The organism is Methylomarinovum tepidoasis, from assembly GCF_030294985.1.
In the GTDB taxonomy this organism is placed as follows: Bacteria; Pseudomonadota; Gammaproteobacteria; order Methylococcales; family Methylothermaceae; genus Methylohalobius; species Methylohalobius tepidoasis.
This window is the reverse complement of record NZ_AP024718.1, coordinates 1,221,981-1,233,871: the sequence shown is the minus strand read 5'-3', so window position 1 is coordinate 1,233,871 and position 11,891 is coordinate 1,221,981. Positions and strand designations below refer to the sequence as shown.

The 11,891-nt window shown below is 60.0% G+C and carries 25 protein-coding genes; 1 reads left to right on the top strand and 24 read right to left on the bottom strand.

Annotated features, from left to right (window positions below):
* The first annotated feature begins 21 nt into the window (after positions 1–21).
* Positions 22–351 carry a ferredoxin FdxA gene (gene fdxA, locus MIN45_RS06265; protein WP_286291022.1) on the top strand — a complete coding sequence of 110 codons (330 nt, stop codon included), beginning with the start codon at positions 22–24 and terminating at the stop codon, positions 349–351.
* A 57-nt stretch (positions 352–408) separates the two neighbouring features.
* On the opposite strand, the gene rplQ is transcribed toward fdxA, so the two are convergent.
* Genes rplQ through rplB form a run of 24 tightly spaced genes read right to left on the bottom strand, consistent with a single transcriptional unit; the run spans position 409 to position 11,866 of the window.
* Positions 409–789, bottom strand: a complete 381-nt coding sequence (gene rplQ / locus MIN45_RS06260; protein ID WP_286291021.1) for a 50S ribosomal protein L17 — start codon at positions 787–789, stop codon at positions 409–411.
* 34 nt (positions 790–823) lie between these two features.
* Positions 824–1,846: a DNA-directed RNA polymerase subunit alpha gene (locus MIN45_RS06255; protein WP_286291020.1), complete on the bottom strand. Its 1,023-nt coding sequence runs from the start codon at positions 1,844–1,846 to the stop codon at positions 824–826.
* Positions 1,847–1,870: 24 nt separating this feature from the next.
* The gene (gene rpsD / locus MIN45_RS06250; RefSeq protein WP_286291019.1) at positions 1,871–2,494 is read right to left on the bottom strand and encodes a 30S ribosomal protein S4; all 624 of its coding nucleotides are present in this window, start codon (positions 2,492–2,494) and stop codon (positions 1,871–1,873) included.
* 14 nt (positions 2,495–2,508) lie between these two features.
* On the bottom strand, positions 2,509–2,895 hold the full coding sequence (gene rpsK / locus MIN45_RS06245) for a 30S ribosomal protein S11 (RefSeq protein WP_286291018.1): 387 nt from the start codon (positions 2,893–2,895) through the stop codon (positions 2,509–2,511).
* Positions 2,896–2,926: 31 nt separating this feature from the next.
* Positions 2,927–3,283, bottom strand: a complete 357-nt coding sequence (rpsM, locus tag MIN45_RS06240) for a 30S ribosomal protein S13 (protein WP_286291017.1) — start codon at positions 3,281–3,283, stop codon at positions 2,927–2,929.
* A gap of 32 nt (positions 3,284–3,315) precedes the next feature.
* Positions 3,316–3,429, bottom strand: coding sequence for a 50S ribosomal protein L36 (gene rpmJ / locus MIN45_RS06235; RefSeq protein ID WP_286291016.1), 114 nt, complete (start codon positions 3,427–3,429; stop codon positions 3,316–3,318).
* Positions 3,430–3,449: 20 nt separating this feature from the next.
* Positions 3,450–4,787 carry a preprotein translocase subunit SecY gene (secY, locus tag MIN45_RS06230; RefSeq protein WP_286294137.1) on the bottom strand — a complete coding sequence of 446 codons (1,338 nt, stop codon included), beginning with the start codon at positions 4,785–4,787 and terminating at the stop codon, positions 3,450–3,452.
* Between the two features lie 17 nt (positions 4,788–4,804).
* On the bottom strand, positions 4,805–5,242 hold the full coding sequence (gene rplO / locus MIN45_RS06225; RefSeq protein WP_286291013.1) for a 50S ribosomal protein L15: 438 nt from the start codon (positions 5,240–5,242) through the stop codon (positions 4,805–4,807).
* Positions 5,242–5,430: a 50S ribosomal protein L30 gene (gene rpmD, locus MIN45_RS06220; protein WP_286291012.1), complete on the bottom strand. Its 189-nt coding sequence runs from the start codon at positions 5,428–5,430 to the stop codon at positions 5,242–5,244. Before rpmD ends, rplO begins: the two co-directional genes overlap by 1 nt.
* A 4-nt stretch (positions 5,431–5,434) precedes the next feature.
* A complete protein-coding gene (gene rpsE / locus MIN45_RS06215) occupies positions 5,435–5,938 on the bottom strand; it encodes a 30S ribosomal protein S5 (RefSeq protein ID WP_286291011.1) in 504 nt (167 codons plus the stop codon).
* 10 nt (positions 5,939–5,948) lie between these two features.
* Positions 5,949–6,302, bottom strand: a complete 354-nt coding sequence (gene rplR, locus MIN45_RS06210; RefSeq protein ID WP_286291010.1) for a 50S ribosomal protein L18 — start codon at positions 6,300–6,302, stop codon at positions 5,949–5,951.
* Between the two features lie 11 nt (positions 6,303–6,313).
* On the bottom strand, positions 6,314–6,847 hold the full coding sequence (gene rplF, locus MIN45_RS06205) for a 50S ribosomal protein L6 (RefSeq protein ID WP_286291008.1): 534 nt from the start codon (positions 6,845–6,847) through the stop codon (positions 6,314–6,316).
* 18 nt (positions 6,848–6,865) lie between these two features.
* Positions 6,866–7,261 (bottom strand): 30S ribosomal protein S8, encoded by a 396-nt coding sequence (rpsH, locus tag MIN45_RS06200; protein WP_286291006.1) that lies wholly within the window; start codon positions 7,259–7,261, stop codon positions 6,866–6,868.
* 11 nt (positions 7,262–7,272) lie between these two features.
* Entirely contained in the window at positions 7,273–7,578 is a 306-nt protein-coding gene (rpsN, locus tag MIN45_RS06195; RefSeq protein WP_286291004.1) for a 30S ribosomal protein S14, read from the bottom strand.
* An 8-nt stretch (positions 7,579–7,586) separates the two neighbouring features.
* Positions 7,587–8,132, bottom strand: a complete 546-nt coding sequence (rplE, locus tag MIN45_RS06190; protein ID WP_286291003.1) for a 50S ribosomal protein L5 — start codon at positions 8,130–8,132, stop codon at positions 7,587–7,589.
* 12 nt (positions 8,133–8,144) lie between these two features.
* Positions 8,145–8,462 carry a 50S ribosomal protein L24 gene (rplX, locus tag MIN45_RS06185; RefSeq protein WP_286291002.1) on the bottom strand — a complete coding sequence of 106 codons (318 nt, stop codon included), beginning with the start codon at positions 8,460–8,462 and terminating at the stop codon, positions 8,145–8,147.
* Between the two features lie 19 nt (positions 8,463–8,481).
* Complete coding sequence (gene rplN, locus MIN45_RS06180; protein WP_286291000.1) at positions 8,482–8,850, bottom strand: 50S ribosomal protein L14; 369 nt, start codon at positions 8,848–8,850, stop codon at positions 8,482–8,484.
* 12 nt (positions 8,851–8,862) lie between these two features.
* On the bottom strand, positions 8,863–9,117 hold the full coding sequence (gene rpsQ / locus MIN45_RS06175) for a 30S ribosomal protein S17 (protein WP_286290998.1): 255 nt from the start codon (positions 9,115–9,117) through the stop codon (positions 8,863–8,865).
* On the bottom strand, positions 9,114–9,311 hold the full coding sequence (gene rpmC / locus MIN45_RS06170; RefSeq protein WP_286290996.1) for a 50S ribosomal protein L29: 198 nt from the start codon (positions 9,309–9,311) through the stop codon (positions 9,114–9,116). Before rpmC ends, rpsQ begins: the two co-directional genes overlap by 4 nt.
* The gene (gene rplP / locus MIN45_RS06165; RefSeq protein ID WP_286290995.1) at positions 9,311–9,724 is read right to left on the bottom strand and encodes a 50S ribosomal protein L16; all 414 of its coding nucleotides are present in this window, start codon (positions 9,722–9,724) and stop codon (positions 9,311–9,313) included. The genes rpmC and rplP overlap by 1 nt, the downstream gene beginning before the upstream one ends.
* Positions 9,725–9,742: 18 nt before the next feature.
* Positions 9,743–10,396, bottom strand: a complete 654-nt coding sequence (rpsC, locus tag MIN45_RS06160) for a 30S ribosomal protein S3 (RefSeq protein WP_286290993.1) — start codon at positions 10,394–10,396, stop codon at positions 9,743–9,745.
* Positions 10,397–10,398: 2 nt separating this feature from the next.
* A complete protein-coding gene (rplV, locus tag MIN45_RS06155) occupies positions 10,399–10,734 on the bottom strand; it encodes a 50S ribosomal protein L22 (RefSeq protein ID WP_286290991.1) in 336 nt (111 codons plus the stop codon).
* A gap of 12 nt (positions 10,735–10,746) precedes the next feature.
* Positions 10,747–11,019, bottom strand: coding sequence for a 30S ribosomal protein S19 (gene rpsS / locus MIN45_RS06150; protein ID WP_286290990.1), 273 nt, complete (start codon positions 11,017–11,019; stop codon positions 10,747–10,749).
* A 22-nt stretch (positions 11,020–11,041) separates the two neighbouring features.
* Positions 11,042–11,866 (bottom strand): 50S ribosomal protein L2, encoded by an 825-nt coding sequence (rplB, locus tag MIN45_RS06145; RefSeq protein ID WP_286290989.1) that lies wholly within the window; start codon positions 11,864–11,866, stop codon positions 11,042–11,044.
* Positions 11,867–11,891 lie beyond the last annotated feature (25 nt).

The window sequence follows — 11,891 nt, the reverse complement described above, 5'->3', positions numbered from 1 at the left end:
ACAGCATTTCAGGACGGTTCCATGGCGTTTGTCATCACAGAAAACTGCATCAACTGCAAATACACCGATTGTGTGGACGTGTGCCCGGTCGACTGTTTCCACGAAGGGCCCAACATGCTGGTCATCGATCCGGACGAGTGCATCGACTGCACCCTGTGCGAGCCGGAATGTCCTGCCAACGCCATCTTCTCGGAAGACGAGGTCCCTGAGGACCAGCGGGTCTTCATCGAACTGAACGCCGAGCTTGCCAAGAAGTGGCCGGTCATCACCGAGGTCAAAGAGCCCCCGCCCGATGCCGACGAGTGGAATGGCAAACCGGGGAAGCTGCAGCTCCTCAAGAAGGATTGGTAACCGTACACGAAAAAGCCGGGAATTCTCCCGGCTTTTTCACATCCGAATCTCAGACCGTTATTCGGCCACTTCCTCCGCTTGGGGGCGGTCGACCAGCTCCACATAGGCCATCGGCGCAGCGTCACCGGCCCGGTAACCGCATTTCAGAATCCGGACATACCCGCCCGGACGCTCCCGGTAGCGGGGACCCAGTTCCTCAAACAACTTGGTCACCATTTCCTTGTCGCGGAGACGGGCGAACGCCAAACGCCGGCGGGCCGTATTGTCTTCCTTGGCCAGGGTGATCAGGGGCTCGGCGATGCGCCGCAGCTCCTTGGCCTTGGGCAGGGTCGTCTTGATCAGCTCGTGCCGGAACAGCGACGCCGCCATGTTGCGGAACATCAGCTGCCGGTGGCTGCTGGTTCGGTTGAGATGTTTTCCGGCTTTGTGATGACGCACTTTCCTTTACCTTCCGTTTATTTCGATCCGTATCTTAAGAGGCTTTGGCCTTCTCGCCCTTCTTCGCCTCTTCAGGGCGCTTGAGATCCTCCGGCGGCCAACCTTCCAGTTTCATTCCCAGGGACAGGCCTTTGGATGCCAGTACATCCTTGATTTCAGTCAGGGATTTTTTACCCAAGTTGGGCGTCTTGAGCAGTTCTACCTCGGTGCGCTGCACCAAGTCACCGATGTAAAAGATGTTTTCTGCTTTAAGGCAGTTGGCCGAACGGACCGTCAGTTCCAGGTCGTCCACCGGGCGCAACAGGATCGGGGCGAACTTCGGCTGCTTTTCCTGGGGTTCCTCGCGGGCTTCCTCCTTGAGATCCACCAGCACCGCCAAATGCTCATTGAGGATCCTGGCCGCCAGCTTGACGCAGCTTTCCGGATCCACCGTCCCATTGGTTTCCAGTTCGAGGATGAGACGGTCCAGGTCGGTGCGCTGATCCACGCGGGTGCTCTCGACCCGGTAGGCCACCTTGCGGATGGGGCTGAAAGAAGCATCCAGGCGCAGGGTACCGATAGGCCGTTCCTCTTCCGCCGACTGATCCCTCGAGGCCGGCTGATAACCACGTCCCTTTTCCACCCGCAGGGTCATGTTCAGTTCACCCACGTCGGTCAGATGGGCGATCACCATCTCCGGATTGATGATCTCCACGTCATGCGTGATTTGAATGTCACCCGCAGTCACCGGCCCCGGGCCTTTCTTGCTCAGGGTCAGCTCGGCCGATTCCCCCTGATGCAGAATGACCGCCAGCTGCTTGAGGTTCAGCAGAATGTCGATGACATCCTCCTGCACCCCTTCGATCGGCATGTATTCGTGCAACACGCCCTCGATCCTGACCTCGGTCACCGCACTGCCGGGAATGGAGGACAACAACACCCGGCGCAACGCATTACCCAGGGTATGACCGTAACCCCGCTCCAGCGGTTCGATCGCGATACGCGAACGATGCTGCTCGGTGTCGGTGTCGATACTGACGATGCGGGGCTTGTGGGTATCCAACAAAAAATCGACCATAGATGTTTCGACCACTTGAGGTGATTATTTGGAGTACAGCTCGACCACCAGCTGTTCCTGGATGTCGGAACCCAGGTCAGCGCGGTCAGGCAGCGATTTGAAGACACCGGACAGGTTCTTCACGTCCATCTCCACCCAGGTGGGAAAACCATACTGTTCCGCCACCGTCAGGGCGTCCTGGATCCGCTGCTGGTTCTTGGCCTTCTCCCGCACTGCGATCACATCGCCGGGCCTGACCTGATAAGAAGGAATGTTGACCACCTTGCCGTTAACGGTGATGGCCTTGTGGCCGACCAGCTGACGCGCCTCGATCCGGGTGGAGGCGAAGCCCATCCGGTAGACCACGTTGTCCAGGCGGCTTTCCAACAGGAACAGCAGGTTCTCGCCGGTGGAGCCTTTCTGGCGTGCCGCTTTCTTGTAATAGTTGCGGAACTGACGCTCCAGCACTTGATAGATGCGTTTGATTTTCTGCTTCTCACGCAGCTGCATCGCATAGTTGGACAGACGCGCCCGCCGCCGCTGGCCATGCTGGCCCGGGGGCTGGTCGAGCTTGCACTTCTTGTCCAGCGAAGTTCCACGGGCCTTCAGAAACAAGTCGGTCCCTTCCCGGCGCATCAGTTTGCAGCGCGGTCCCAGATATCTTGCCATCGTGTTTTTCCTCCTTAGACGCGGCGTTTCTTCGGCGGACGACAGCCGTTGTGAGGAATAGGGGTCACATCGGCGATCTGCACGATGCGAAAACCCAGATTGTGCAGGGCGCGCACGGCCGATTCGCGGCCTGGACCGGGGCCCTTGACCTGAACGTCAAGATTGCGCATTCCGTATTCCTTGACCACGTTACCAGCCTTCTCCGCCGCCACCTGGGCTGCGAACGGGGTACTCTTGCGGGAACCGCGGAAACCGCTGCCACCGGCGGAGGCCCAGGCCAGGGTGTTTCCCTTGCGATCGGTGATGGTGATGATCGTATTGTTGAAGGATGCGTGAATATGCGCAATCCCGTCGGAGATTTCTCTCTTGATGCGCTTGCGACTACGACTCGGGGTCGCCATGCAGATACCTCTTTGCTCTCAAACCAGATGATTACTTGCGAATTGGACGCCGTGGACCCTTGCGGGTTCTGGCGTTGGTACGGGTGCGCTGGCCGCGCACAGGCAGGCCGCGGCGATGCCGCAGGCCACGATAGCAACCAAGATCCATCAAACGCTTGATGTTCATGGAGACTTCACGGCGAAGATCGCCCTCGACCGTGTATTTCCCCACCTCGTTGCGAATCTTGTCGACCTGCTCGTCGGTCAGATCCCTGACCTTGGTGGTCGGATCGATTTGGGTCGCCTCGCAAATCTCTTTAGCCCGTGACCGGCCGATGCCGTAGATCGCCGTCAATGCGATCACGACATGCTTGTGGACCGGAATGTTAACTCCCGCGATACGCGCCATGCACCTATTCTCCTAAATTCCGTTCGATGATTTCAGCCCTGGCGCTGCTTGTGCCGGGGCTCTTTGCAAATGATCCGAACAACGCCTTTGCGGCGAATCACTTTACAGTTGCGGCAAATCCGCTTAACCGATGCCTGTACTTTCACTGCTCACTCCTAAAAATTCCTCAACGGGTAAATCCGGTCGTCGGCGAACCCCCACGCCCTTTCTTCAGGTTCGCCTTGCGCATCAGCCCTTCGTACTGCTGCGACATCAGATGGGTCTGTAACTGGGCCATGAAGTCCATCACTACTACGACGATGATCAGCAACGAGGTCCCACCAAAATAGAACGGTACGTTCCAGTACATGATCAAGAAATTTGGCAACAGGCAAACCGCGGTGATGTACAGCGCCCCGATCAGGGTCAGGCGGGTGAGCACCCGGTCGATGTAGTGAGCCGTCTGCAGGCCGGGACGGATACCGGGGATGAAGGCACCCGACTTCTTCAGGTTTTCCGCGGTTTCCTTGGCGTTGAAGACGACCGCGGTATAGAAGAAACAGAAGAAGATGATCGCCGCCGAATAAAAGATGATGTAAAGCGGCTGCCCGGGAGACAGCGCGTCGGCGACGTCCTGGAGCCATTCCATGCCCTCGGCGTTGGAGAACCAGCTGGCCACCGTGGCCGGGAACAGAATGATGCTGGAAGCGAAAATCGGCGGAATCACGCCTGCCATGTTCAGTTTCAGAGGCAGGAAACTGCGCTGTCCGCCATAAACCTGACGCCCCACCTGGCGCTTGGCGTAATGGATCGGAATCCGCCGCTGGGCCCGTTCCATATAGACTACGAACGCGGTCACGGCGATCGCCAGGATGAACAGGATCACCACGGTCAGGGGGCTCATCTCCCCGGTGCGGGCCAGCTCCAGGGTCGCCGCCACCGCGGACGGCAGGCCGGCGACGATCCCGGCGAAGATGATCATCGAAATACCGTTGCCGATGCCGCGTTCGGTCACCTGCTCGCCGAGCCACATCAGGAACATGGTGCCGGTCACCAGCGTCACCGTGGTGAGGAAGACGAACTGCGGCCCTGGATTGATGACCACCGGCAGTCCGCCCGCAGTTTGATTCTGCAACGCGATCGCCACCCCGATGGACTGGAAGGTTGCCAGCACCAAGGTGGTATAGCGGGTGTACTGGGTGATCTTACGCCGTCCCGACTCGCCTTCCTTCTTCAGTTGCTCCAGCTTCGGCACCACCACGGTCAGCAACTGGATGATGATGGAGGCCGAAATGTACGGCATGATCCCCAGGGCGAAGATGCTCAAGCGCTTGAGCGCACCGCCGGAGAACATGTTGAACATGTCGAGAATCGATCCGCCCTGCTGCTGGAACATCAACGCCAGCGCTTGGGGATCGATCCCAGGCACGGGAATGTGCGCGCCCAGGCGGAACACCACCAGGGCCCCCAGTAGAAAAAGCAAGCGCTGGCGCAGTTCGGTCAGATTGCCGAACCGCCCCAGCATCGCCGCGCTCGGAGTGCTCACGAATCCTCTACCTTTCCACCTGCCGCTTCGATGGCCTGGCGCGCCCCCCTGGTCACGGCCAGCCCCCTGACCGTCACGGCACGCTCCAACTGGCCGGAAGCGATGATTTTCACGCGTTTGACGATGGAAGTGATCAGACCGGCCTGACGCAGGGCCTTCAGGTCGATCACGTCCCCCGGCACCTGATTCAGTTCGTGAAGGCGGATTTCATCCACGAACCGCTTGGTGCGGGAGCGGAACCCAACTTTCGGCAGCCGCCGGTGCAGCGGCATCTGGCCACCTTCGAAGCCGACCTTGTGATAACCGCCGGAGCGGGCCTTCTGACCCTTGTGCCCCCGGCCGCAGGTCTTGCCCAGCGTGCTGCCGATTCCCCGACCGACACGCTTGGGCGCATGCTTGCTGCCCGGTGCCGGTTTCAACGAATTCAGTCGCATTATCCTACTTCCTCGACGTTCAACAGGTAGGCGATTTTTTTGATCATACCGCGGATCTCCGGGGTGTCCTGAAGCTCCACGGTCTGGTGCATCCGCCGCAATCCCAGCCCCCGCACGGTATCGCGGTGGGACTTGATCCGGCCTATTGTACTGCGCACCAGGGTAACTTTAAGTGTTTTTTCCGCCATCGCTTCAGCCCAGAATCTCTTTCACCGGTTTGCCACGCTTGGCCGCCACGTATTTGGGATCGTGCATTTCCGCCAAGCCCTTGATCGTCGCCCGCACCACGTTGATCGGATTGGTGGTGCCGATGCATTTGGCCAGGACGTTGTGGACGCCGACAGCCTCGAACACCGCACGCATGGCGCCACCGGCGATGATGCCGGTCCCTTCGGCGGCTGGCTGCATGTAGACCTTGGCGGCGCCTTCGGTCACCGTGATGGGGTACTGCAGGGTGTCGCCCCGCAATTTGACGTGCACCATGTTCTTGCGTGCCTGTTCCAGTGACTTCTGGATCGCCACCGGCACCTCGCGGGCCTTGCTGAGACCGAAACCGACCCGGCCGTTGCCGTCGCCGACGACGGTCAACGCGGTGAAACCGAATTGGCGACCGCCCTTGACCACCTTGGCGACCCGGCGGATCGCAACCAGTTTCTCCTGCAGTTCGCCGCCCGTTTCCATCGTTCCGTTTGCCATCTTCTCGCTCCTAGAATCGTAATCCGCCTTCGCGGGCTGCATCCGCCAACGCCTTCACCCGGCCGTGATACTTGAAACCGGAACGGTCGAAAGCCACTTCCTCGATACCTGCCTCCTTGGCCTTGGCGGCGATCGCCGCCCCCACCAGCTTGGCCGCCTCGATGTTGCCGGTGCTTTTCACCTGGCTGCGAATATCGGCCTGGACCGTCGCCGCCGCCGCCAAGACTTTCGAGCCATCCGCCGTGGTGATCTGGGCGTAGATGTGCTTCGGTGTACGGTGCACCGTCAGACGGTGGATGCCCAACCGCCGGATCCGCGCGCGTGCCTTGGCCGCACGGCGCATACGCGATGCTTTCTTGTCCATGTCTACCTCGGTTATTTCTTCTTCGCTTCTTTACGAACCACGTGCTCATCCGCATAACGGATGCCCTTGCCCTTGTAGGGCTCGGGGGGCCGGAAAGCGCGAATTTCCGCGGCCACCTGACCGACCTTCTGCTTGTCGGCACCCTTGACCACGATTTCCGTCTGACTGGGGGTTTCGATGGTGATGCCTTCGGGCATTTCGTAAACCACCGGATGGGAGAAACCCAAGGTCAGGTTCAACTTCTTGCCCTGAACCTGGGCGCGATAACCCACACCCTGGAGCGTCAGTTTCTTTTCGAAGCCCTGGCTGACGCCGGTCACCATGTTGTTGATCAGGGCCCGCATGGTCCCCGCCATGGCGACCGCCTGCTTGGCCTCGATCCGGGGACGGACCCGGACCACGCCGTCCTCCATGATCACCTCCACGGTGTCGTGGACCTGCCAGGACAGATTGCCCTTGGGGCCCTTGACGGCGATGTCCTGCCCCTGAAGCTTGATTTCCACCCCCTGGGGAACGGGGATCGGCTTGTTCGCTATTCTCGACATTGCTTCCTAACCCTCACATCAGGCGACGACACAGATGACTTCGCCACCGAATCCCTGCTTGCGCGCGGCTTTATCGGTCATCACTCCCTTCGAGGTGGAAACGATGGCGATTCCCAAACCGCCCTGGACCTTCGGCAACGCTTCTTTGCCGCGATAGATCCGCCGGCTGGGCTTGCTCACCCGCTGGATGTGCTCGATGACGGGACGGCCTTCGAAATACTTGAGGCGGATGGTGAGAAAGGCCTTGTTGCCTTCCCGCTCGACGTCGAAGCCTTCGATGTAACCTTCGTCCTGCAGCACCCGGCAGATGGCTTCCTTCTGCTTGGAGGAAGGCATGGAGACGGTTTCCATCCCCGCCTGCTGGGCGTTGCGGATGCGGGTCAGCATATCGGCGATAGGATCACTCATACTCATAGCGCCACCCCTTACCAGCTCGCCTTGGTGATACCCGGCACGTCACCGCGCATGGCCAGCTCGCGCAGCTTGTTGCGCCCCAGACCGAACTTGCGGTAGACCGCATGGGGCCGCCCGGTCAGCTGACAGCGGTTCTGGACCCGAACCGGACAGGAATCGCGTGGCAGTTCCTGCAGCTTGCGCTGGGCTTCCATTTTGGCCTCGAAGGAGGCATCGGGATCTTTCAGAATCGCCCGCAGCGCAGCCCGCTTGGCGGCATACTTGGCCACCAGTTTCTGGCGCCGCACTTCGCGTGCGATCATCGACTTCTTCGCCATATCCTAACCTAGCTCCTGAATGGGAAATTGAATGATTCTAACAGAGCCCGCCCCTCTTCGTCATCACGTGCGCTGGTGGTAATGGTGATATCCATTCCCCGGATGGCATCGATCTTCTCGTAATCAATTTCGGGGAAGATGATCTGTTCCTTCACCCCCATCGTGTAGTTGCCGCGGCCGTCGAAGGCTTTGGGAGTCAGGCCGCGGAAGTCGCGGATACGCGGAATCGCCACATTGATCAGACGATCGAGGAATTCGTACATGCGTTCGCGCCGCAGCGTCACCTTGCAGCCGATGGGCATGCCTTCGCGAATCTTGAAACCGGCGATGGACTTGCGCGCCCGGGTCACCACCCCTTTCTGACCGGCGATCAGCGCCAGGTCTTCCATGGCGTGCTCCAGGACCTTCTTGTCCGCCACCGCTTCGCCCAGCCCCATGTTGATGGTGATCTTGGTGATCTTGGGCACCTGCATGACGGACTTGTAATTGAAGCGTTTCATCAGTTCCGGCACGATCCGCTCTTTGTATTCGGTTTCCAATCTTGGTTTAGCCATACCACCGCCCGCTTAAACGTCAATCACTTCGTTCGTGGATTTGAAATACCGCACCTTGCGGCCGTCTTCCAGAATCCGGAATCCGACCCGGTCGGCCTTTTCGGTCTGCGGATTGTAGATCGCCACATTGGAAACGTGGAGTGGCATCTCCTTCTCGATGATGCCACCGGGAATCCCTCGTGCCGGATTCGGCTTCTGGTGTTTCTTGGCGACATTGATGCCTTCGACGATTACCCGATCGTCGGCCAGCACCTGTTTGACCGTACCGCGTTTGCCCCGGTCCTTGCCGGCCAGGACAATCACTTCATCGCCTTTCTTGATCTTGCGCATTTCCCTTAACCTACCTGCTTTAAAGCACTTCCGGCGCCAGCGAGATGATCTTCATGAAGCGCTCGCTACGCAATTCGCGGGTCACCGGGCCGAAGATGCGGGTTCCGATGGGCTGCATCTGGTTGTTCAACAGCACGGCCGCATTGGTGTCGAAGCGGATGACGGAACCGTCCGGACGGCGTACGCCTTTCTTGGTCCGCACCACCACGGCGTTATAGACATCTCCTTTCTTGACCCGGCCCCGCGGAATCGCGTCCTTGACGCTGACCTTGATGATGTCGCCGATGTTGGCGTAGCGCCGGTGCGATCCGCCCAGCACCTTGATGCACTGGACTTTCTTGGCACCGCTGTTGTCCGCCACCTCGAGCTTCGTCTGCATCTGGATCATGACGGTTCTCCTTTATTTGGCTCGTTCCAGAATCTTCACCAGCGTCCATGCCTTGCGCTTGGACAGGGGACGGGATGAAGTGATGGCGACCACATCGCCTTCCCGGCACTCGTTGGCCTCGTCATGGGCGAGCAGCTTGGTCGAACGCTTGATGTACTTGCCGTACAAAGGATGCTTGACCAAGCGATCCACCCGCACCGTGATGGTCTTGTCCATCTTGTTGCTGACCACGGTGCCGGTCAGCGTCCGAATCTTTTTCTCGCTCATGCTTCCGCTCTCGCCATTTCGCCCAATATCGTCTTCACCCGCGCGATGTCGCGGCGGACCTTGCGCAACAGGTCGGGCTTGGTCAAAGCCCCCGTACCTTTCTGCATCCGCAGGTTGAACTGCTCCTTGTGCAGCTCGACCAGCAGATTTTCGAGTTCTTCCTTCGTCTTCTGCCGCAGTTCGCTCACCTTCATCACATCACCGTCCGTACCGTAAACGTGGTTTTCACCGGCAGCTTGGCGGCCGCCAGACGGAACGCTTCCCGGGCCACATCCTCGGGAATCCCCTCGATCTCGTACAGCACCGTTCCCGGCTTGACCTCGGCCACCCAGTACTCGACACTGCCCTTGCCCTTACCCATACGCACTTCGAGCGGTTTCTTGGTGATGGGCTTGTCCGGGAAAATGCGAATCCACAGCTTGCCGCCACGGCGCACGTGACGGGTGATCGCCCGGCGGGCCGCCTCGATCTGGCGGGCGGTGATCCGGCCCCGGCCCACCGCCTTGAGGCCGAACTCGCCGAAGCTGACCTTGTTGCCGCGCAGCGCCAGACCGGTGTTGCGGCCTTTCTGTTGTTTGCGATATTTGGTTCGTTTAGGCTGAAGCATGCCGCTCTCCTGTACTCCTTATTTTCCTTCGGACCGGCCGGTGTCTTCGAACACTTCGCCCTTGAAGATCCAGACTTTCACCCCGAGCACGCCGTAAGTGGTGCGCGCTTCGGCGAAACCGTAGTCGATGTCGGCACGCAGGGTGTGCAGCGGCACCCGCCCTTCCCGGTACCATTCGCTGCGGGCGATTTCGGCGCCGTTCAGGCGGCCGGCGACGTTGATCTTGATCCCTTCGGCGCCGCGGCGCATGGTATTCTGCACCGCCCGCTTCATCGCCCGGCGGAACATGATGCGCTTCTCCAGCTGCTGAGCGACGCTTTCGGCCACCAGCTGGGCGTCGAGCTCGGGCTTGCGGATTTCTTCGACGTTGATCTGCAGCGGAGTCTGCAGTTTGGCGCCCACCTCGCGGCGCAGACGGTCGATGTCCTCGCCCTTCTTGCCGATCACCAGGCCGGGACGGGCGGTGTGGATGGTGATCTGGGTGTTGTTGGCCGCACGGCTGATGTGAATCCGACTGACCGAGGCGTGCGCCAGTTTCTTCTTGATGAAATCGCGCACTTCCACATCCTGAAGCAGCAGGCGGGAATAATCCTTGTTACCGGCATACCAGCGCGAATTCCAGTCTTTGATATAGCCCAACCGGATACCGATCGGATGTACTTTCTGTCCCATGATTATTCGCTCTCAGCTACTTTGACGGTGATGTGGCAAGTGCGCTTCAGGATCTGGCTGGCACGTCCCTTGGCCCGGGCCTTGAAACGCTTCATCGTCGGTCCTTCGTCGACGCATACGGTCGAAACCTTGAGCTCGTCGATGTCCAGACCTTCGTTGTGCTCGGCATTGGCGATCGCCGACTCCAGCACCTTGCGGACCAGCCCCGCGGCCTTCTTGTTGCTGAAGCGCAGGATGTCCAGCGCCTTGTCCACCGGCAGGCCACGAATCTGATCGGCGACGAGACGGCATTTCTGCGCCGAGATCCGGGCATAACGCAGTTTGGCTGCGACTTCCATCGGTCTTCCTCCTTACCTGGATTTCTTGTCCGCCGCGTGGCCGCGGAAAGTGCGGGTCGGGGCGAACTCGCCCAGCTTCATCCCCACCATGTTTTCGGTGATCAACACCGGCACATGCTGGCGGCCGTTATGCACTGCGATGGTCAGGCCGATCATTTCGGGCACGATCATGGACCGCCGCGACCAAGTCTTGATCGGCTTTTTACTGTTGGTTGCGAGCGCTTGCTCGACCTTCTTCATCAGATGATGATCGACAAACGGACCTTTTTTAACCGAACGTGGCACTGCCTTTTCCTCTCAACTTGAATTACTTCGCCTTGCGTCGCCGCACAATCATCTTGTCGGTACGCTTGTTGCGGCGGGTCTTGTAACCTTTGGTCGGCTGGCCCCAGGGCGAAGTCGGGTGCTTGCCCTTGTTGCGGCCCTCACCCCCGCCGTGCGGATGGTCGACCGGGTTCATGGCCACCCCGCGCACCGTGGGCCGGCGGCCGCGCCAGCGGCTGGCCCCCGCCTTTCCCAGGGAAATCAGGTTGTGCTCGGAATTGCCCACCTCGCCGATGGTGGCCTTGCAGTCGATGTGGACCTTGCGCATCTCGCCGGAGCGCAGCCGTAACGTGGCATAGATGCCCTCTTTGGCGAGCAGCTGTGCCGACGCCCCGGCACTGCGGGCCAGCTGGGCGCCCTTGCCGGGCTTGAGCTCGATGCAGTGCACCTGGGTACCCACCGGCATGTTGCGCAGGGGCATGCAGTTGCCCACCTTCACCGGCACCTCGCGGTCGGACAGGATTTCCTGCCCCACCTGAAGCCCCTTGGGGGCGATGATGTAACGGCGCTCGCCGTCCCGATACAGGATCAGAGCGATGTGGGCGCTGCGGTTGGGATCGTATTCGATCCGCTCCACCTTGCCGGGGATGCCGGTCTTGTCGCGCTTGAAATCGATGATCCGATAGCGCCGCTTGTGGCCGCCGCCGCGATGGCGGGTGGAAATCCGGCCGGCGTTGTTGCGCCCGCCGCTCTTGGTCAGTTTCTCCACCAAGGGTTCGTAGGGCTCTCCCTTCCACAACCCCTCGGTCTTGACGTACACCACGAAACGGCGCCCGGGAGAAGTCGGCTTACATTTGACAATTGCCATGATCGGTCTCTCGCCTCGTTACCTT